This window comes from Corallococcus sp. M7 (genome assembly GCF_054512695.1).
On record NZ_CM137252.1, the window covers coordinates 9,699,880 to 9,719,444 of the forward strand.

16 protein-coding genes are annotated in these 19,565 nt (G+C 71.6%); 6 read left to right on the forward strand and 10 right to left on the reverse strand.

Annotation, left to right across the window (positions count from 1 at the left end; translation table 11 throughout):
• Positions 1-88: 88 nt before the first annotated feature.
• Entirely contained in the window at positions 89-1,309 is a 1,221-nt protein-coding gene (locus ACX114_RS39160; protein ID WP_459293051.1) for a GAF domain-containing sensor histidine kinase, read from the reverse strand.
• A 131-nt stretch (positions 1,310-1,440) separates the two neighbouring features.
• A complete protein-coding gene (locus ACX114_RS39165) occupies positions 1,441-2,184 on the reverse strand; it encodes an SDR family oxidoreductase (protein WP_459293053.1) in 744 nt (247 codons plus the stop codon).
• A 91-nt stretch (positions 2,185-2,275) separates the two neighbouring features.
• On the opposite strand from ACX114_RS39165, the gene ACX114_RS39170 reads away from it, so the two are divergent.
• A complete protein-coding gene (locus tag ACX114_RS39170; protein ID WP_459293055.1) occupies positions 2,276-3,166 on the forward strand; it encodes a LysR family transcriptional regulator in 891 nt (296 codons plus the stop codon).
• 12 nt (positions 3,167-3,178) lie between these two features.
• On the opposite strand, the gene ACX114_RS39175 is transcribed toward ACX114_RS39170, so the two are convergent.
• The 5 genes from ACX114_RS39175 to ACX114_RS39195 all read right to left on the reverse strand — a co-directional run bounded on the left by ACX114_RS39175 (position 3,179) and on the right by ACX114_RS39195 (position 12,594).
• Entirely contained in the window at positions 3,179-3,751 is a 573-nt protein-coding gene (locus ACX114_RS39175; protein ID WP_459293057.1) for a glutathione S-transferase family protein, read from the reverse strand.
• 18 nt (positions 3,752-3,769) lie between these two features.
• Positions 3,770-5,236, reverse strand: coding sequence for a serine hydrolase (locus ACX114_RS39180; protein ID WP_459293059.1), 1,467 nt, complete (start codon positions 5,234-5,236; stop codon positions 3,770-3,772).
• 56 nt (positions 5,237-5,292) lie between these two features.
• A complete protein-coding gene (gene mgtA, locus ACX114_RS39185) occupies positions 5,293-7,863 on the reverse strand; it encodes a magnesium-translocating P-type ATPase (protein ID WP_459293061.1) in 2,571 nt (856 codons plus the stop codon).
• 96 nt (positions 7,864-7,959) lie between these two features.
• Positions 7,960-9,891 (reverse strand): peptidoglycan D,D-transpeptidase FtsI family protein, encoded by a 1,932-nt coding sequence (locus ACX114_RS39190; RefSeq protein WP_459293063.1) that lies wholly within the window; start codon positions 9,889-9,891, stop codon positions 7,960-7,962.
• A 102-nt stretch (positions 9,892-9,993) separates the two neighbouring features.
• Positions 9,994-12,594 carry a right-handed parallel beta-helix repeat-containing protein gene (locus tag ACX114_RS39195; protein ID WP_459293065.1) on the reverse strand — a complete coding sequence of 867 codons (2,601 nt, stop codon included), beginning with the start codon at positions 12,592-12,594 and terminating at the stop codon, positions 9,994-9,996.
• Between the two features lie 226 nt (positions 12,595-12,820).
• Between ACX114_RS39195 and ACX114_RS39200 the strand changes: the two genes are divergently transcribed.
• Positions 12,821-13,483, forward strand: coding sequence for a cytochrome b/b6 domain-containing protein (locus tag ACX114_RS39200; RefSeq protein WP_459293067.1), 663 nt, complete (start codon positions 12,821-12,823; stop codon positions 13,481-13,483).
• Complete coding sequence (locus tag ACX114_RS39205; RefSeq protein ID WP_459293069.1) at positions 13,473-14,171, forward strand: molybdopterin-dependent oxidoreductase; 699 nt, start codon at positions 13,473-13,475, stop codon at positions 14,169-14,171. The genes ACX114_RS39200 and ACX114_RS39205 overlap by 11 nt, the downstream gene beginning before the upstream one ends.
• Here the strand turns inward: ACX114_RS39205 and ACX114_RS39210 are convergent.
• Both ACX114_RS39210 and ACX114_RS39215 read right to left on the reverse strand, forming a co-directional pair.
• Positions 14,168-14,602, reverse strand: a complete 435-nt coding sequence (locus ACX114_RS39210) for a hypothetical protein (RefSeq protein WP_459293071.1) — start codon at positions 14,600-14,602, stop codon at positions 14,168-14,170. The genes ACX114_RS39205 and ACX114_RS39210 overlap by 4 nt on opposite strands.
• A 13-nt stretch (positions 14,603-14,615) precedes the next feature.
• Entirely contained in the window at positions 14,616-15,404 is a 789-nt protein-coding gene (locus ACX114_RS39215; protein ID WP_459293073.1) for an alpha/beta fold hydrolase, read from the reverse strand.
• Between the two features lie 202 nt (positions 15,405-15,606).
• On the opposite strand from ACX114_RS39215, the gene ACX114_RS39220 reads away from it, so the two are divergent.
• Positions 15,607-16,338, forward strand: a complete 732-nt coding sequence (locus ACX114_RS39220) for an SAM-dependent methyltransferase (RefSeq protein ID WP_459293075.1) — start codon at positions 15,607-15,609, stop codon at positions 16,336-16,338.
• Positions 16,339-16,342: 4 nt separating this feature from the next.
• Here the strand turns inward: ACX114_RS39220 and ACX114_RS39225 are convergent, their stop codons facing one another.
• On the reverse strand, positions 16,343-16,963 hold the full coding sequence (locus ACX114_RS39225) for a hypothetical protein (RefSeq protein ID WP_459293077.1): 621 nt from the start codon (positions 16,961-16,963) through the stop codon (positions 16,343-16,345).
• Positions 16,964-17,248: 285 nt separating this feature from the next.
• Between ACX114_RS39225 and ACX114_RS39230 the strand changes: the two genes are divergently transcribed.
• Both ACX114_RS39230 and ACX114_RS39235 read left to right on the forward strand, forming a co-directional pair.
• A complete protein-coding gene (locus ACX114_RS39230) occupies positions 17,249-18,604 on the forward strand; it encodes a sensor histidine kinase (protein WP_459293079.1) in 1,356 nt (451 codons plus the stop codon).
• Entirely contained in the window at positions 18,601-19,557 is a 957-nt protein-coding gene (locus tag ACX114_RS39235) for an SAM-dependent methyltransferase (RefSeq protein WP_459293081.1), read from the forward strand. The genes ACX114_RS39230 and ACX114_RS39235 overlap by 4 nt, the downstream gene beginning before the upstream one ends.
• The last annotated feature ends 8 nt before the right edge of the window (positions 19,558-19,565 follow it).

The following is a 19,565-nucleotide window of genomic DNA, read 5'->3' on the forward strand; positions in this document are numbered from 1 at the left end:
TGAGGGCCCTTCCGGTTTCGCGCCTGTCCCCACCCAACGGAAATGACCCCTTTTTTCCCTCACCCCCTCCGCGCGACTCCTCCTCCGCCTACCCGGCCACCACCGGCAGCGACAGCGCGAAGCACGTGCCGGCCGGGGACGAGGAGACCACCTCCAGGGTGCCGCCATGCGCCTCCGCGATGCGCCGCGCGAGGTACAGGCCGAGGCCCAGCCCCTTGGAGCCGGGACCCCGCGAGAAGCGCTCGAAGAGCGTGGGCAGCTGCACGGGCGGAATGCCCGTCCCCTGGTCGGTCACCGTCACACGCACCCACGGCCCCTCTGGACGCGACTGCGCTTGCAGGTGGAGGTCCACGGACCGCCCCGGGGGCGAGTGCTTGAGCGCGTTCGCCACCAGGTTCTCCAGCACCTGCCGCACGCGCTCCGGATCCGCGACCGTCACCAGCTCCTCGGGCCCCTCGAAGCGCACCGGGTGCTCGGGCGTGCTCGCGGTCGCGGCCAGCTCCCGCACCAGCCCCGTCAGGTCCACCGGATGGGAGCGCAGGCTGAAGAGCCCCTGGTCCAGGCGCCCCACGTCGAGCAGGTCGTTGATGAGCCGGGTGAGGGAGCGCAGCGACGCGGCGGCGCCTGTCGCGTCCCGCAGGTCCTCCGGCGCATTGTTTCGCTTTGCCCGCCGCTGGATGAGCTGGATGCGGGCCTGGAGCGGCAGCAGGTGGTTGGCCATGTCGTGCGCGAGCACGGTGATGAGCTCCTCGGCCGCCTTGCGGCGGGCCTGCTTCACCGCCAGCTTCGTCAGCTCCTGCACCAGCTCCACGCGGTGGGCCACCATGCCCACCCAGCGCGCCACGGCCTGGAGGAAGCGCAGGTCGTGCTCGGTGAAGAAGTCGTTCCGGGCCGACGCCACGGCGAGGACGCCCCGCGTCTCCATGCCGATGGGCAGGGGCACCATCAGGGCGGAGCGCACCCCCAGCCGGTGCTTGATGCCGGGGAGCTCGTTCGGGTCCTCCTCCTGGTGGCCGGCCATGAACGGTTCTTCCGTTTCGTACACCTGGACCGCGCGCCCTCCATTGGCCAGCGGCATCCGGTCCAGGCCCAGCGACTTCTGGAGATGGGCCATGGGCGTCTGGCTGGTGCCCATCGCGACCAGGCTCTGGGTGGCCTGTTCGAAGAGAAAGACGTCCACCTTGTCGGCGTGCAGCAGCTCCGAGACGAGCTGGCCCGCGGTGTCCAGCGTGGGGCGCAGCTCGGCCACGGGGAGGTCCAGCAACTGCTCCAGCGCCCGCAGCCGGGGGTCCTCCCATCCACTGCCCATTCCTGGCTTCTCGTCGCTCACGCACCAAATGGTGGGAACGCCTGCCGCCTGGAGCCACCCGCCGGCGTGGGCATCCCTTCCGGAGCGCGGGCCCCCTGGGCCGCCCGGTCCCCTGCCCGCACGTCAGGCGTTCAGACCATGCCGCCGTTGGCGCGCAGGACCTGACCGTTGATCCACCCGCCCTCCGGGCCTACGAGGAAGGCCACGGACGCGGCGATGTCCTCCGGCGTGCCCAGCCGCTCCAGCGGGTTCAGCTTCGCCATGCGCTCCACCAGCTCCGGGGACTTGCCGTCGAAGAAGAGCTCCGTGGCGGTGGGGCCGGGCGCCACGCAGTTGACGGTGATGTTCCGGCCGCGCAGCTCCTTGGACAGGACCGCGCTCATGGTCTCCACGGCGGCCTTGGTGGCCGAATAGACGCCGTAGTTCTCCATCCGCAGGCCAATGACGCTGGTGGAGAAGTTGATGACGCGCCCCCCGTCGCGCAGGCGGCGCGCGGCTTCGCGCATGCCGTTGAACGTGCCCTTGATGTTGACGGCCACGTGCTGGTCGAACAGCGCGTCGTCGAAGTCCGCGAAGCGCACGAACTTGCCGATGCCGGCGTTGTTCACCAGCACGTCCACGCCGCCGAACGCCGCTTCCGCCGCGTCGAACATCCGGGGGAACGCGGTGGGGTCCGCGACATCCGCCTGGAGGCTCAGGGCCCGGCCGCCCGCCGCTTCAATCCGGCGCACCACGGCCTCCGCCGCGTCCCGGTTGCCCGCGTAGTTGATGAGGACGTTGAAGCCGTCGCGAGCGAGCCGCTCCGCCACCGCGGCGCCGATGCCGCGCGAGCCCCCCGTCACAAGGGCCGTCTTCTTCTGGGTCTGGGTCGTCATGGGTCTTCTCCTTGAGGTGGAGACAAGATGGACCTTTCCGCGCCACGGATAATCGGCTTTGTTCCGGCATCACTGTTCGACAGGGCGGACAATGGACCGGTTCGACGCCATGAAGGCCTTCACGCGCATCGTGGAGCGCCGGAGCTTCACGCAGGCCGCGAAGGACCTGGGGCTGCCGCGCTCGTCGGTGACGGACGCGGTGAAGCAGTTGGAGGAGCGGCTGGGGGTGCGGCTGCTCCAGCGCACCACGCGGCACGTGAGCCCCACGCTGGATGGCGAGGCGTACTACCAGCGCTGCGTGTCGCTGCTGGCGGACCTGGAGGAGGCGGACGCGGCGTTCGTGGGAGGCCAGCCGAAGGGGCTGGTGCGCGTGGACGTGCAGGGGACGCTGGCGCGCAGGGTCGTGCTGCCGCGGCTGCCGGAGTTCCTGGAGCGCTACCCGGGCATCGAACTCTACATGAGCGAAGGCGACCGGCTGGTGGACCTGGTGCGCGAGGGCGTGGACTGCGTGCTGCGCGCGGGCGAGCCCAGGGACAGCGACATGGTGGCCCGCCGGGTGGCGCTGCTGGAGGAGGTGACGTGCGCGTCCCCGGCCTACCTGGCGCGGCACGGCGTGCCGGAGAGTGTCGAGGCGCTCCAGCACGGGCACCGCATGGTGGGCTTCCGCTCGTCGCTGACGGGGAGCCTGATTCCGCTGGAGTTCACGGTGGGCGGCGAGGTGCGCCACGTCGTGCTGCCCACCACGATGTCCGTGAACGGCGCGGAGACCTTCGTCGCCGCCGCGCGGCTGGGCCTGGGACTCATCCAGGCGCCGCGCTACCGCCTGGAGGAGGACTTCGGGCGAGGCACGCTGGTGCCCGTGCTGCCCCAGCACCCGCCGACGCCCACGCCCGTGTCCCTGATGTACCCGCGCAACCGGCAACTGTCCCCGCGCGTGCGCGTCTTCATCGACTGGCTGACGCGGGGCTTCACCGCGCCCTGAGGCTCGGAGCTGTCAGCCCAGCTTCAAGCCCTTGGGCCGGGCTTGCAGCCGGTCCACGTAGGCCTCCAGCTTCGGGCGCCCCGTCGAACCGCCCAGCATGCGCTGGTAGATGAACATGGAGCCGATCATCACGTCCGCGGCGGTGAACCAGTCGCCGAAGAGATAGGGGCCGTCCCCCAGCTCGCGCTCCACGGCGTCCAGCGTCTGCGTGTACTCCGTCCACCCGCGCTGCGGCAGCGTGGGGGCCTTGGCCATGTGGTCGCCCATGGACGGCTCCAGCTGCGACGTGGAGTACACCATCAGCGACAGGTACCGGCCGCGCTCGGGCGCATCCACCGCGGGCGCCAGCTTCGCCTTCGGGTACTTGTCCGCGATGTAGAGACAGAGGGCGGCGTTCTCGAACACGCGCGCCTCTCCGTCCACCAGCGCGGGCAGCTTGCCGGCGGGGTTCACCTTGAGGAACTCCGGCGACTTCTGCTCCCGCTTCTCCAGGTCGATGGGCACGATCTCGTACTCGACCCCCGCCTCGTCGAGCATCCACTTGCCAATGACGGCCCGGCTGCGCGGATTGAAATACAGCTTCATGCAGGCACCTCTCGTGCGTCAGGGAGCGGCCTGCGCCCCCAGCTTCTGAAGCGCGGCCGCCGCGTTGGTGTTCTTCGGGTCCAGCTCCACGGCCTTACTGTAGTTCACGCGGGCCTGCTGTTTGTCTCCGACCGCGAGGTACGCCTCGCCCAGGCTGTCGTAGACGTTGGCCACCTTGGGGAACATCTCCACGTTGAGCTTGAAGACCTCGACGGCGTCCGCCGGGCGCTTCATCCGGAGCAACTGGTAGCCCAGGCTGTTGAGCTCCCCGTCGGAGTAGTCATACGCGTCCGGCTTCGAGGCCTTCAGCTCGCGGTAGTGCGCGAGGGTCTTCGCGATGGGCTCCTGGTCGATCCGCTGGCTCAGCAGCTCCCGGATGCCGAGGCGGGGCGCCTTGGGCGGGATGCCGTGGAGCACGCTGAAGAGGCCCGCGGACAGCTCCTTGAGCTTGCCGCCGCGCGACGTGTTGTCCAGGAGGATGACCACCTCCCTGCCCACCGGCACGCGGTAGATGCGCGAGCTGAACCCGTTGATGCCGCCGCTGTGGCCGATGGTGGCGAGCACCGTCTTGCCGTCGTCCAGCGGCAGCGGGTCCATGCTCAGCCCGAAGCCATAGTTCTCCAGGCCGGGCGTGAACATCTTCTGCTTCAGGGCCTCCGGCAGCAGCTTGTTCTCATAGAGCGCGCGGTCCCAGCGGTAGAGGTCCTCCACCGTCGAGTACAGCGACCCGGCGGCATACGGCAGGGACATGTCCAGGTAGGTGGCGTTCACGTAGCCGTCCGGCGCGAGCTCGTAGCCGCTGGCCCGCTTGGGAATCACCGTGGTGGCGACGTCGTAGCCGGAGTCCTTCATGCCCAGCGGCGTGAAGATGCGCTCCTGCACCGCCTGCGCGTACGTCTTGCCGGTGACGCGCTCGATGATGGCGCCCAGCAGGAAGTAGCCGGAGTTGTTGTAGGCGAACTTCGAGCCGGGTTCGAACTCCAGGTCCCCGCTGGCGAACTGCTTCACGAAGTCCGCGACGGCGTAGGGATTGCGCGACACCTTGGCGAAGAAGTCCGGCGCGTTCGTGTAGCTGGGGATGCCGGACGTGTGGTTGAGCAGGTGGGTAAGGGTGATGCGCGAGCCCGTGTCCTTGCGGTAGTCCGGCAGGGCCGACACCAGCGTGTCGTCGAGCTTCAGCTTCCCCTCCGAGACCAGCTGGAGGATGACCATCGCCGTGAACTGCTTGGTCACGGACGCGATGCGGAACTTCGTGTCCGGCGTGTTGGGCACGTTCCATTCGAAGTTGGCCTGGCCGTAGGCCTTCTTCAGGATGACGCCCTTCTCGTTGGCGACGAGCGCCGCGCCGTTGAACTGGCGAAGCTGGTGGTACTGCGTCAGCAGCTTGTCCAGCTCCTGCTGCCGCGTCGCGGCACCGGCGGCGACCGCGGTTCCGGAGATGAGCAACAAGGCCACGGCCAGGAAGCGCAACGGACTCCAGTTCATTCGGTCTCTCCCACGCACGAGCCTACCTACGTCCCGCTGGCGGGGCGATTGCATCCTCAGGCGGTGTCGAAGCGGCGGAAGAACCAGCGGTTGAGCACCACCGCGCAGCCCAGGTACAGCGCCACCAGCGCGCCCAGCGACGCGAGGATGGCGGGCGGCGGCGGCACGAAGCCGAAGTAGTGCCCCATCGGCGTGAAGGGCAGCACGCAGGCCACCGCCACCACGCCCAGCGACGACAGCACCAGGAGCCGCGCGGGGGGACTGCGCGCCGCTCCGCCCCGGGTGCGGATGATGAAGATGACCAGCACCTGCGTGGTCAGCGACTCCATGAACCAGCCCGTCTGGAAGAGCGGCGCGTCGGCGCGGAAGCCGTGCAGCAGCACCGTGAAGGTGGCCGCGTCGAAGAGCGAGCTGAGCGTGCCGAACACCGCCATGTAGAGGCGCACGAAGCGCAGGTCCCAGCGGGGAGGCCGCGCGAGCTGCTCCGCGTCCACCGTGTCCAGCGGGATGGCCAGCTCCGACACGTCGTACAGCATGTTGTTGAGGAGGATCTGGATGGGCAGCATGGGCAGGAACGGCAGCACCAGCGACGCCAGGGCCATGCTCAGCATGTTGCCGAAGTTGGAGCTGGTCCCCATGCGGATGTACTTCATGACGTTGCCGAAGGTGCGCCGCCCCTCCTGGACGCCGTCGTGCAGGACGCCCAGCTCCTGGCGCAGCAGGAGCAGCGCCGCGGCCTCGCGCGCGACGTCCACCGCGCCCGCGACGGAGATGCCCACGTCCGCCTCGTGCAGCGACGGCGCGTCGTTGATGCCGTCTCCCAGGTAGCCCACCACGTGGCCGCGCTGTCTCAGCGCGCGCAGGATGCGGCTCTTCTGCGAGGGGGACACGCGCGCGAAGACGGTGGTGTCCTCCGCCCGCGCGCGCAGGCCCGGGTCGTCCAGCAGGGCCAGCTCCGCGCCGGTGAGCACGCCCCGCACCTCCAGCCCCAGCTCCTGGCAGACGTGCACCGCCACGCGCGCGCTGTCGCCCGTCACCACCTTCACCGCGACGCCCGCCGCGTGCAGCGCCGCCAGCGCGGGCCGGGCGCTCTGCTTGGGAGGATCCAGGAAGGAGGCGAAGCCCGCGAAGACAAGGCCCGTCTCGTCCTCCGGGGACAGCCGCCGGTCTTGAGCTGGGACGTCGCGCCAGGCGAGCCCCAGCACCCGGAAGCCCTGTTCGCCCAGGGCGTCGGCGCGGGCTTGCAGCGCCTCCCGCGCGGCCACGTCCAGGGCTCGCGGCGGGCCCTCCGGGACTTCACACGCTTCGCAGCGGGACAGCAGGGCCTCCGGCGCGCCCTTCACCACCAGGACGCGGCGCCCGTCCTTCTCCAGCAGCACGGACACGCGGCGGCGCTCGAAGTCGAAGGGCAGCTCGTCCTGCTTCCGCCAGCCCTGCGTGCACGCCACGCGCCGGGCCAGGATGGCCTCGTCCATGGGGCTGCGCAGGCCGGTGGCGAAGTGGCTGTTGAGGAAGGCCCACGCGAGGGTGCGCTCGCTGTGCCGGCAGGTGGCGTCCTCGGTGTGCTCCAGCCGGATGTTCGCCTCCGTGAGCGTGCCCGTCTTGTCGGTGCACAGCACGTCCATGCAGCCCAGGTCGTGCACCGCGCTCAGCCGCTTGACGATGACCTCCTGGTCCGCGAGCCGCAGGGCGCCCCGGGCGAGCGTCACCGAGACCACCATGGGGAGCAGCTCCGGCGTGAGCCCCACCGCCAGCGCCATGGCGAAGAGGAAGGACTCCAGCAGCGGGCGCTCCAGGGTCAGGTTCACCAGGAGCACGAACAGCACCATCAGGACCGTGAGCCGCAGCAGCATCCCGGAGAAGCGGCGCGTGTCCCGCTCGAAGGCGGTGGAGGCGACGGGCGCGTCCAGCCCCCGGGCGATGCCGCCGACCTCGGTGTCGCGGCCGGTGGCGAACACGAGCGCGAGCCCCGCGCCGCCCAGCACCGACGTGCCGGCGAAGACGGTGTTGCCCACCTCCGCGAGCGGTGCGTCCGCGGACACGAGGCCCGGCGCCTTCTCCACGGGGTAGGGCTCACCGGTGAGCAGCGACTCGTTCACGGACAGCGCATGGGACTCCAGGAGGCGCGCGTCCGCGGGGACACGGCTGCCGGTGGCCAGCAGGACCACGTCTCCGGGGACGAGCTCCGTGGCGGGCCGCACCTGCTCCGCGCCGTCGCGCAGCACCCGGGCGCGCAGGGCCACGGCGCCGCGCAGGTGCTCCGCCGCGTTGCTGGCGCGGTGCTCCTGGACGAAGTCCAGCGTCACGCTGACCAACACGATGACGGCGATGATGGCGGAGCTGGTCAAATCGTGGACCACGGCCGAGATGCCGCACGCCACCAGCAGCACCAGCACCAGCGGGTTGCCCAGCCGCAGCAACAGCTCCAGGGGGAGCGGCCGGCGGCGCCGGGACTCCAGCGCGTTGGGGCCCAGGGACTCGAGCCGCGCCCCGGCCTCCTGCTGGCTCAGTCCTTGGGAAGTGCTGCCCAGCCGGGCGAGGAGGGACTCCGCCAGCTCGCTCCAGGAGGGGGGCCCTTCACGCTTCGGTGCCGGCCCGCGCCGGTGGTGGCGCGGGGGATGCGCCACGGGCCTGGCACCCTGGCCGCTCAAGCGTTCGGCGCCCATCCCCGCAACGTGCGCAGTGCCCTCCGGGGAGACCAGCCGGCAGCGCGTGGAGGGGCGCTAGCTGGCGCCGTCTCCCTTGAAGGTGAGGACCGAGGCCGCGTCCAGCGCCTGGAGGAACCGGACCGCGAGCGGCAGGGCGACGCGGCCTCCCACGCCGCCGCCCTCCACGAACACCGCGAAGCCGATGCCGTCACGCACGCCGACGAACCACGCGTGCGTTTCGGGCGGCACGGACGTGCCGAACTCCGCCGTGCCCGTCTTGCCCATGAGGCCCGGGATGCCGGCGGCGGACTTCGCCGTGCCGTCCGTCACCACCGCGCGCATCAGGTCGCGGAGCATGACCGTGGTGCCCGGGTTCAGCCGCGCCTCCGGGCCGGGCGCCGCGTCCACGAGCAGGCGCGGCGCGTGCCAGACACCGGTGGCCGCCGCCGACACGACGGTGGCCATGTGCAGCGGCGTGACCAGGACGCGCCCCTGGCCCATGGCGTCCGCCGCGCGCTCGGCGTCGTCCTTCGGCGGAGGGAAGGTGGCGCCCGGTGACGGCAGCCCCACGTCGTAAGGCACCCCGAAGCCGAAGCGCCGCGCAGCATCCTCCAGCACGCGCGGGTCCAGCTTCGCCGCGAGCTGGATGAATGTCGTATTGCACGACAGCGCGAACGTCCGTCGCAACGTGGTGACGCCCAGCACCTCGGACTCGAAGTTGCGGAAGCGCTTGCGGCCCACCGTCACCTCCAGGGGGCAGTCCACGCGGGAGTCCGGCTTCAGGCCGCTTTCGAGCAGCGCCGTGGCCGTCACCAGCTTGAACGTGGAGGCCGGGGGATAGCGCCCCATCAGCGCGCGGTGCCACCCCTCCCCCAACGGCCGGCTGGCCATCGCGAGCACCTCGCCCGTCCGCGTGTCCACCGCGACCAGCGCGGCGGGCTGGGTGACGTCCATGAGCGCCGCCTCCGCCGCCGCCTGCACGTCCAGTCGCAACGTGGTGCGCACCGCGCGTCCCGGCTCGCCGTCGAAGCGGTACAGCAGGTCGCTGCCGCCGGCACGGCGCTGGAGCAGCACCTCGCCGGAGGGGCGTCCCGCCAGCGTCCGCTCCTGCGCGCGCTCCAGGCCGGACAGGCCCACCACGTCGCCCGGCTGGTAGGGCTGGCCCAGCGCCTGGAGTGCCTCCGCCGTGATGTCCCCCACCCGGCCCACCGTGTGCGCGGCGAAGCCCTCCGCGGGGGTGAGCCGCGCGGGCTTCTTGCGGAAGAAGATGCCGGGCACCGGCGCGAGCACGGGGCGCACCTGCTGGTAGCGCTCCGGGCGCACGTCGATGAAGGCGAGGAACTGCTCGGGCTGCGCGCTCGAGGCATTCAGCGCGGTGAGCACCTTCGCGGGGTCCACGCCGAGCTGCGACTGGAGCACGCTGGCCACGGCCGCGCGGTCCTTCACCTTGCCCGGCATCACGCCGATGCGAATCACCTCTCCCGGCACGGTGAGCGACTCACCGTCCGCATCGAGCAGGTCCGCGCGAGGGCCCCAGCTCCGCGTGCGTGCGAAGCGGTCTCCGGGCCGCGCGTCGGGATGGAACACCTCCGGCGTCCAGCGCAGGTGCCAGCGCTTGTTCCGGAGCACGAAGCGCAGGCGGGACTCGACCTCCCAGTCGCCCAGGCCCCGCAGCGAGTGCACGCCGTGGAACCGCACCACCGCCGTGGCGGCGTCCTGGGACTCGACCACCACCTGGTCGAAGCGCGAGGCGATGACGCCCAGGTCCTGCCTCCAGCGCGCGTGCTGCGCGTCGAAGTCCTGGGGCGCGTCCACGAGCACCTGGCGCTGCGCGGCCACGTCGTTGCGCGCCCAGGCCTCCAGGTACCGCAGGGCCCGGTCCTCGGCGCCTCCGGGCACCACGGCAGGCGCGGTGGGCGCGGCGGGCTTCGTGGCTCGCGGCGCGCACGCGGGAAGCAGCAACAGGAGCCAGAGCCCCACCCAGGAAATGACCGCCCGTCCGTACACGCGTCCCCCTCTACCGCGACCTCATCGCCGAGGCGAACATCCGGCGAGGGTCGCCTCCATCTGGACCGGCTGTCGGACCACCGCGCGCACGCACAGCGTGGATCAACGGACCGTCTGCTCCTGGGTCTTGCTCGCGCCGTCGCCCGTCGCCGTGATGGTCAGCGGGCCGGCGGTCGCGGCGCGGACGAAGAAGAGGCCTTCGCGCTGCGTGTTCTTGAGGCTGACCACCGTCACGGGCGCATCCGAGCAGTCCGGCAGCAGGTGGAAGGTCGCGCCCGGATCCGACGCGGCCAGCGTCACCTCCGGCACGGACAGCGCGGCCAGGTTGCCCACCAGGTCCCAGCCCTGCACCGCCAGCTCCTCCGAGCACGTCCCCACATCCAGCGTCCGCGCCGGAGTGGCGAAGCCCACCTGGCGCTCATCGCCCTGCGTCACCACGTCCACGCCGATGGCGTTCTCGTACAGCTCGCCGTTGTACCCGTCACCGCTGATCCGGTTGCGGCTGATGAGGTTGGCGGTCCCGTTGTCCGAGATGGCGGCCTGGTAGACCTGGTTCGTCAGGTCCTCGTTGCTCAGCTCATTGCCAATCACCTGGATGTTCTGGGGCGTGGCGGGCGGGTCGTAGTCGTTGCCCTCCGCCTGGATCAGGTTGATGCCGACGTCGTTCCCCACCAACTCGTTGTCCTGGATGAGCAGGTCGTGGCACAGCTCCCGCCCCGCGCCGTAGGACGAGCCGCCCACCACCAGGATGCCGGAGCCGTAGTCCGCGAACTGCAGGTCGTCGAACAGGAACGCGTTGCCCTGCACCTCGTTGCCCACCACCTGCCCGGAGGCGCCATACGCGAGCTGGATGCCGGTGCGCGAGATCCGGCTGGTCGGCCCCAGGCCGTCGATGGTGTTGTCCTCCAGCGTCACCGCCACCCGCCCCTGCACCACCACGCCCACCTTCTGGTAGCCCGTCAGCCGGTTGCCCCGGATGACCACCGGCAGCGGCGCTCCACCCGTCGCGCTGTTGCGCACGTCGATGGCGAAGCCCTCCTGGCAGCCGCTGATGTTGCTCGCCTGGTTCAGGTTCTCCACCGCCGTGTTCTCGATGGTGCCGCTCGCGTCCTCCAGCAGGATGCCGCGCAGCCGGTCCACGCCCGCGTCGCACACGTCCGACAGGTTGCGCGCCGTCACCGTGACGAACCGCACGTTCGCCACCGCGCCCCGGTTGCGCAGCACCGCGCCCTTGTAGTGCTCCCCCGCCCCTTCCTCGGACGCGGTCAGCGTGTGCCCGCCCCCGTCGAAGGTGTAGCCGTCCGGGATGAACACCGCGCTTTGCACCACGCAGTCCTCGCGCAGCGTCACCTGTCCCGGCGACAGCGTGATGGAACAGGCGGTCTCACCCGGGCCGCAGCGCCGGCCCATCCAGGTCACGGGGAAGGAGTGCCGCGAGCTCGCGCCCGAGGCGTTCGTCACCACCAGGTCCACGGTGGGCGTCACGTTCGCCGGCAGGCAGGAGACCTCCGTCCAGTCCACCGTGCTCGTCGCGCCAGTCCCCACCGGCGTGCCGAGCGCGCCGACGTTCGAGGACCAGGCGAACGTCATCGCCTCGCCACGCGGATCCGTCGCGGCCACCGTGAACGTCACGCGTTCACCCGCGAGCGCGCTGTTGGCGGACTGTGACGTGGTCTCCAGGACCGGCGGCGCTTCCGCGCGCACGCACAGGTTCACGAGCTGCGTCGTGCTTCCACCGAAGCCGTCCGTCACGGCGCCCTTGAGCTGACAGCCGCAGCCGTCCGTGGGCTCCGCCGTCGGCTTGAAGGCGGGGGTGGCCAGGGTGACGTTGTCGAAGGTGCCCTCGCACGTCGCGCTCCAGGCGTAGGTCATCCCATCTCCGTCCTCGTCCTTCACCGCCGCCGTCGCCGGGACCTGGAAGGTGCTGCCCAGCATCACGTCCTGGGGCTCACCGGCTTCGGAGGGGATGGGGGCCCGGTTGAAGCGCGTGTCCCCCAGCCACGCGGGCCCACGCACGGTGCCCACGGCGATCCGGAACTGGAGCGTGGACACCGCGCCCCGCGCGTCCGTGACCTGCAAGCCAATCAACGTGCCCTTCTTGCGCTCATCGGCGTCCTTGGGAAGGGCCGCCGTCCACTTGCATGAAGCCTCCGTGCAGTCGAGCACGCTGGAGGAGGCGGTCCAGGCGTAGGTGAGCGCGTCCGCATCCGGGTCGCTCGCGTGCGCGAGCAGGTCCACCGTCTCCCCGTCCTCGACGATGGCGGCCGGTCCGGTCACCGCGAGGATGTTCGGCGCATGGTTCGCCAACCCCGGGGGCGGGTTCCTCGTCAGCGTGGGCACCAGGACGGCGAGCGCTTCGCCATACCGGGGAACCCGCACTCCCGTCTCCAGCCTCACGGAGGCCGCGACGGTGTCCGGCGAGTCCATGATGTCCGCGGACAGGCGGACCTCTTCCCCGGGAGCATTCGGCTTCAAGCTGCCGGCCCAGGTGGGGCCACCCTCTGGCTCCTGCGTCAGGTTCTTCGTCGCGGTGCCCGCGCTCGCGCCCACGTAGAGAGGCGTCACCGCGCGGGGCGCCGCGACCACCACCCTCACGCCACCGGCCAGCGGCGCCGTGACGGCGGGCTCCTCCTCCACGCAACCGAACGTGGACAGCAGCAACAGCCCCACGAGGTGCAACGCACGGGCGGGCTTCAGGGTCACGGCATCCTCGGGGAAGGGGGACGGGAGTGGGAACGATACCGGGCCCTTCCCAGCCGTCCAATCCACGGGGAGCACGGGCCGTGCGCGTCCGGCATGCCGTCCAATGCCCGCCAGTCCCCCGCGACCCGAGGGTCGGTGCCACGGCAATCCTTGCTCGGCGCTGTACGGATCCACCCATCTCCCGCCGCATGGTCCCGCACGGCGTCGCGGTGTTGGGTTCCACCGCGTGCACCCGCCCGAGTCCCGCCGTCCCCAGCCCTGGCCCATCCGGTTCGCGCACTGGGCCAACGTGCCGCTGCTCGCCATCCTCGCGGCCAGCGGGTTGCAGATCCTCGTCGCGTATCCGCGCATGGGCGCCCGCGGGCGGCCCTTCGCGCTCTACCCCTTCCAGGACGCCACGCCGCCGTCGTGGCTGCGCCTGGGGGACTGGCTCGCGGGGGCGCGGAGCTGGCACTTCGCGTTCGGCTGGTTCCTGGCCCTCAACGGCTTCGTGTACGTGCTCTACCTCGCCCTCAGCGGCGAGTGGCGCCGCCGCCTGTTCCTCCCGCGCCGCGACACGCGCGATGCCGTGGCCACGCTCGCGTACTACCTGCGGCTGCGCCCCGCGCCCGTGCAGACGGGCCTCTACAACGGGCTCCAGCGGCTGGCGTACACCGCCACGCTGCTCATGGGCGCGCTGTCCGTCCTGTCCGGGCTCGTCCTCTACAAGCCCGTGCAGCTCCAGTGGCTCACCCGGCTCTTCGGTGGCTACGACCCCGCGCGCTTCGTGCACCTGCTGCTGCTCGCGCTGTTCGCGTTCTTCACCGTGGGCCACGTCCTCCTCGTCGCCCTGCACCCGCGCACCTTCGGGGAGATGATCACCGGCGGGAGGAAGCCCGATGCCCGCTGAGCGAGTCCTCACCCGCCGCCGCGTCCTCCTGGGCGCCGCCGCGCTCGCCACCAGCGCCTGTGACTCCCAACGTCCGCGCGCGGGCTTCCTCGGCGTGATGGACCGCTTCAACGAGCGCGCCCAGTCCGCCCTCTTCCACCCCCAGCGGCTCGCCCCCGAGGAGCCCATCGAGCAGCTCACTCCGCCCGGCGACTTCCCCCACTACTTCATCTCCGAGACCGTGCCCCTGGCCCCCGCGGGCTGGAGGCTCGAAGTGGGCGGACTCGTGGCCCGGCCGCGCGCCTTCACACTGGAGGAGCTGCAAAGGCTGCCCCGGACCGACTACCGGATCCGCCACCACTGCGTGGAGGGCTGGAGCGCGGTGGCGTCATGGCACGGCGTGGCCCTGCGCGACCTGGCTCGGGCCGTGGGCGCGGATCCGCGCGCGGGGTTCGTGGAGTTCCGCTCGTTCGACCAGGGCTACTACTCGTCGTGGGACGCGCCGAGCGCGCTGCACCCGCAGACCGTGCTCGCGTACGGCATGAACGGCGCGCCGCTCATCCCCGGCCACGGCGCGCCCCTGCGCCTCTATTCGGGCGTGAAGCTGGGCTACAAGATGGTGAAGTACCTCACCACCGTGCGCTTCCTCCCGGAGCCCACGGGGGGCACCTGGGAGGACCGCGGCTACGAGTGGTTCGCCGGCGTCTAGCGCTTGGAGTTGATGACGCCCGGCAGGAACGGCGTGAAGCCGCGCTTGCGCAGGCTCTCGCGCTCGGCGAGCAGGGCCGCCAGGGCGGCCTCGCGGGTGGGGTAGTGGTTCACGGCGGCGCCGTTGATGGCGCCACTGGTGTTGATGAACACGAGCGTCGTCGTGTCACCGCCGTAGCGGTACGAGCGGTGCGTGTTGCGCTCCAGCACCTCGCGGCGGACCTTGCCGAAGGTGCGCCCCGCCGTGTGGCGGACGACGAGCCCATCCAGGTTGATGAGCAGGTCCACCCGGCCGTTGAACTTCGCGAACTGGGCCTCCACCTCGTCCCGCCAGCGGAACACGTCCTCGTCCGTCACCAGGATGCAGTCGGTGAAGTTCGCGGTGACGACGTCGTGCTCGACGTCGCGCTCGAACGACATACTCCAGGCCATGTCACGTCCTCCTTCAGGCCTGCGCGACGTTGCCCGCGAGGAAGGCCGACACCAGCGCGGCCGTCTCCGCCGGACGCTCCACCTGGGGGTAGTGCCCCGGCCCCGGCAGGTGCGTCAGGCGCGCGTTGCGGATGAGCCCCACCACCGCCTGCTTGAGGAACACGGGCGGCAGGAACGGATCATCCGTGGCCACCACCAGCGTGGGCGCGGTGATGGCGGACAGCCGGTCCGCGAAGCCGCCCGCCGTCCAGGAATCGAAGCACTGCTCGATGGCGTCCTTCGACACCGCGCCCGAGTCCTTCAGCAGGACCTCCAGCGACTCCGGTGACAGCTGCTTGCAGGCCAGGCCCAGGATGGTCTTCTGCTTCTCCCGGTCCCCCGCGGAGGTGCGGAACAGCCCGGCCGCGTCCGGAGGCAGGGGCAGCCCCGAGGCGGGCACCGTGTTGAGCAGCACCAGGCCGCTGACGCGCGAGGGCGCATCCGCCGCCACCCACTTGGCGATCTGCCCGCCCATGCTGTGGCCCACCAGCGCGAAGCGCTGCGCCTTCGCGTGGTCCGCCACCGCGAGCACGTCCTTCGCGTACTGCTCCAGCGTGTACCCCGACGCCGGCCGCCCGGAGGACCCGGTGCCCCGGTGGTCCGGGACGATGAGCCGCAGGCCGGTCAGGTCCAGCTTCTCCACCATCGAGTCCCACACCGCGCCGGACACCATCCACCCGTGCACCAGCACCACGTCGCGAGGACCGTCCCCGAACACCCGGTAGTGCAGGGGTGTTCCATCCGTCGCGTGGGTCGTGGGCATGGGGGCTGTCCTCTTCGGGGGGAAAGACTGAGAAGTCACGTCTTGCAGGGGAGGCGTAGCAAGCCACGACTGGGGCGTGGCCGTCCACATGCTCGGGGGTTGCCTGACGGTCCGAGGAGCGAGCTGTCCTGACGGGTAGGTGCGTGGGGGAGGGAATGAAGGGTGGGAGCGGGTGCGCGCTTACGGCAGACTCGGGTGCGTCATGACGGATGGACGCAGCGGGACGGCGGGAGCGAAGCGCACGGTGTACTGCGAGGACGCGCTCGCGTGGCTGGACGCGCGGCCGGTGCTGGAGGGGTGCTCGATGGTGGCGTCGTTGCCGGACGTCTCCGAGTTCCCCCAGCTCACGGTGCCCCAGTGGAAGGACTGGTTCGTGGGGGCGGCGGCGAAGGTGCTGTCGCGGGTGCCGGAGGACGGGGTGGCGGTGTTCTACCAGTCGGACGTGAAGAAGGACGGCGCCTGGGTGGACAAGGGCTACCTGGTGTCGAAGGCGGCGGAGCTGGCGGGGTGCGACACGCTCTGGCACAAGGTGGTGTGCCGCAGGACGCCAGGGACGGTGACGTTCGGAAGGCCCGCGTACTCCCACCTGCTGTGTTTCAGCCGGGGGCTGAAGGCGGACGCGGCGAGGTCCACGGCGGACGTGTTGCCGGACCCCGGCGAGGTGACGTGGACGCGAGGCATGGGGCTCAACGCGTGCCTGGTGGCGTGCCGCTTCATCCTGGAGCAGACGCGAACGCGAACGGTGGTGGACCCCTTCTGCGGCCACGGCACCGCGCTCGCGGTGGCCAACGCCCTGGGTCTGGACGCGGTGGGCGTGGAGCTGAGCCGCAAGCGCGCACGCCGCGCGAGGAACCTCCAGGCGGCGTGGACGGGCGGAAAGCTGGTGCTCTCCAGCGCGGCTGGTGGCGACGAGGACGAGTCGTCGCCAGAGTGACGGCTCAGGCCGCCTGCGCTCCCGCGAGCGCGTGGGTGACGTCCTTCTCCAACTGGGAGAGGAACGTCTCGAACAGGCGCTCCTCCAGCGCGAGCGCGGGCTCCAGCGTCACTCCCGCCTTCTCCAGGCGCTGCTGGCAGGCGTCCTCGATGGCGCGGCGGTGGGACTGCTCCTCCACCACCACGCGCCCCAGCTCCTCGCGCACCACCGCGTGCCGCGTGGCCGCCTTGTAGAGCGGGTAGAGCACCATCGCCCGGCGCTCCACCACCGCCGTGGTGAGCAGGTAGTGCAGGTACACGTCCGTCGTCCCCGTGACGCCCGTCACCCACTCCGCCAGGTGCCGATCCAACGACTGGAACCACGCGGACGCCGCGCCCACGCTCAGGAACTCCGTCACGTCCTCGCGGCCCGCCACCTCACAGGCCAGCCGCTTGAACGTGAACGCGTGGCGCGTCTCATCCGCCAGGTGCCCCAGCACCTCCAGCGACGGGTGCCGGTCCGCCACCGTGCGCGAAATCTTCCGCGCCCCAATGAACTCCAGCAGCGACAACGTGTGCAGCCACCGCACTTCCAACTCGGGAGATTGAGCCAGCTGCCGCAACACCGTCTGGATTCTGTCACGCATGGTGCGCCCCTCTATCGCGCCGCGCACGCCCTCCCAAGCACTGTCGCTCCGGACAGGAGTCATCCCCCGCCCTGGCCGGAAGGCCAGGGACGGCGGACTGGCCAACAATGGCCATGCCCCCGCGTTTGACCGGAGGGCCGCCGCCGCCGTTTGCTTGCACCTGTCGAGGGCTGCGCCTGGTGCCGGGGGGTTGACCAGCATGCGTCCGTATCGCGGAGACCTGCATCCGTCCGGGCATCGTGCTGCCCGCGCCGCCGTGTCGCGGTCCGGCACCGGAGCGTGCGCATGAAGTCCCCGCCCCTGTCCTCCCGCCTGGGAGTGACAGCCTTCCGCCGCTGGATGCGCGCCCAGGACGCGGGCCGGCTCCTCGCGTCCCTGCGCGCGCGCCCCCTCGCGGGCCACCTCCTCCGGGGCTCGGCGCTCGTGGGCGCCGTCGCGTGGGCTCCCGGCCTCCACGCCTTCTTCGCCGTGCCCCTCACGCCCGCGCTCGCGTGCTTCCTGCCCGGCGCCGTCCACCGCGTGGCCTTCGCCTTCGTGCACGCGCGCCACCGTCGCGTGGGCGCGGGAAGCTGGCTCGCGTGGCTGCCGGGCCTGGCGCTGGAGCACTTCTTCCTCGCGGGCCTCACCGCGCTCGCCGCGCCTCCCGGGGCGCTCGTCCTCGGCGTGCTGCTCATCGGCGTCTCGGCGGTGCACGGCCGGCGCTACCGCGTGACGTGGCGTGAGCCCTTCCTCATGATCGGCACGCTCGCGGCCCTGCTGGGCGCGGCGGTCCTGGCGTGGCACTCCCGGAACGGGCTGCTCCTCGCTGTCATGGGGCCCACGGCCCTGGGCGCGCAGGTGTACCTGGGCTCGCTCGCCATGCGCTACGACCAGGCCCGCGCGGACGCGGACCGCCTGCGCGCCGCCGTGCACGCGCAGCTCGTGGAGCAGCAGGAGCGCGACGTGGGCCGCCTCACCCAGGCCATGGCGGAGATCCTGGGCCACCACCAGGGCATGGACCAGGCGCTGCACGAGGCCGGCACCGCCGCGGACATGATGAAGGCCTTCGGCACGCAGCGCGGCGTGCTCGCGCGCAGCGGCTTCGAGGACCAGGCCCGCCAGCTCCAGGACAGCCTGCGCCAGCTCCAGGAGATGGTGAAGGAGGTCCGCGCCAAGAGCCGCCGCTTCGCCGGCACGGAGCCGGAGGCCGTGGACCTGGGGCTCGTCCTGGAGTCCGTGCAGGCCCAGGTGTCCCTGCGCTTCCCCGACGTGGACATCCACGTGGAGATGCAGATGTCCCAGCCGCCTCGCGCGCTCCTGCGCGGCGGTCCGCTCACGCTGCGCCGGGTGGTGGAGAACCTGGTTGTCAACGCATGCGAGGGCAATGGCGAACAGGGCGCGTCCCGGGTCTTCATCCGAGCGCGCACCGAACCCCTCAGCGGACGCCTGGAGGTGGAGATCGAGGACGACGGACCCGGCTTCCCTCCGGAGCGCCTCAACGCGCCCGCGGAGGAGCTCTACACGACCAAGTCCCAGGGCACGGGGCTGGGCCTCTACACCAGCGAGTGCCTGCTCCGCGCCAGCGGAGGCCTGCTGCACCGGCACAACGGACCAGGAGGCGGCGCCCTGCTCCGCATCCTGCTGCCCCGGGAGTACCAATGAAGCCCCTCAGCGCACCCACCCCGACGCCGCCCACGCCCCTGACGCGAGGGCGCGCCGCGAATGAGTCGGTGGCCCCGTCCACCAGCCCGGCCCTGCTCACCCCGTTCGACGTGCGCGCCTACCACGAAGCCCTCGCCGCGCGCGGCCTCGCCCGCCAGGGCACGAGCCCCCGCGTGTACTGCCACACGGGGCTGGTGGACCGGCTGCCTCCCCCCGGCACGCCGGGGCCGGAGCTGCGCGAGCGGCTGAGGAGCTCGCAGGAGGCGATGCTCGCGGAGCTGGCGCGCGCCATGGGCCCCTTCCCGGAAGGCGGCGAGGTGCTGGACGTGGGCAGCGTGCTGGGCGGCAGCGCGCTCTACTGGGCCCAGGAGCACCGCGCGCGCGTGACGGCGATGGTGAGCGTGCCCACGCACGTGGAGCAGGTGCGCCGCTTCGTGCACGAGGCGGGCATGAGCGCGCACGTGCAGGTCCGGCAGTGCACGGGCGAGCCGCCCCGGCCCCGCGAGTGCTACGACGCCATCATCGCCGTGGAGAACACCTGCGACCTGCCCCGCGCGGAGAGGCTGCGCGGCGTGCACGACCTGCTCAAGCCCGGCGGAGTGCTCGCCATCGCGGACTGCTTCTGGGTGCGGCCCGACGCCGTGCATCCGACCGAGAACGCATGGAGCCGGCACCTGGGCAGCGTGAACGCGTTCCTCGCCGACGCGCACGAGGCGGGCCTGGAGCTGGAGGTGCACGACGACGTGTCCGCGCGAGCGGTGGGCTTCTGGACGCTGAGCTCGGAGCTGCGCGTCCATGAGCACATGGCCCGCGCGACCACGGACGCCCCCAGCCTGCGCGCCGCGCTCAACGCCATGCGCACCGAGTCGCGCCGCGAGCACCTGTGGCTGCAACAGGGCCTGATGGATGGAGGCCTGGAGTACGCGCTGCTCGTGCTGCGCCGCGAGGACTGATCCGCTCT

Coding starts and splice junctions, on each gene's coding strand:
- ACX114_RS39160 (WP_459293051.1), bottom strand. CDS start 1,309: ATGGGCAGTGGATGGGAGGACCCCCGGCTGCGGGCGCTGGAGCAGTTG.
- ACX114_RS39165 (WP_459293053.1), bottom strand. CDS start 2,184: ATGACGACCCAGACCCAGAAGAAGACGGCCCTTGTGACGGGGGGCTCG.
- ACX114_RS39170 (WP_459293055.1), top strand. CDS start 2,276: ATGGACCGGTTCGACGCCATGAAGGCCTTCACGCGCATCGTGGAGCGC.
- ACX114_RS39175 (WP_459293057.1), bottom strand. CDS start 3,751: ATGAAGCTGTATTTCAATCCGCGCAGCCGGGCCGTCATTGGCAAGTGG.
- ACX114_RS39180 (WP_459293059.1), bottom strand. CDS start 5,236: ATGAACTGGAGTCCGTTGCGCTTCCTGGCCGTGGCCTTGTTGCTCATC.
- ACX114_RS39205 (WP_459293069.1), top strand. CDS start 13,473: ATGCCCGCTGAGCGAGTCCTCACCCGCCGCCGCGTCCTCCTGGGCGCC.
- ACX114_RS39210 (WP_459293071.1), bottom strand. CDS start 14,602: ATGGCCTGGAGTATGTCGTTCGAGCGCGACGTCGAGCACGACGTCGTC.
- ACX114_RS39215 (WP_459293073.1), bottom strand. CDS start 15,404: ATGCCCACGACCCACGCGACGGATGGAACACCCCTGCACTACCGGGTG.
- ACX114_RS39220 (WP_459293075.1), top strand. CDS start 15,607: ATGACGGATGGACGCAGCGGGACGGCGGGAGCGAAGCGCACGGTGTAC.
- ACX114_RS39225 (WP_459293077.1), bottom strand. CDS start 16,963: ATGCGTGACAGAATCCAGACGGTGTTGCGGCAGCTGGCTCAATCTCCC.
- ACX114_RS39230 (WP_459293079.1), top strand. CDS start 17,249: ATGAAGTCCCCGCCCCTGTCCTCCCGCCTGGGAGTGACAGCCTTCCGC.
- ACX114_RS39235 (WP_459293081.1), top strand. CDS start 18,601: ATGAAGCCCCTCAGCGCACCCACCCCGACGCCGCCCACGCCCCTGACG.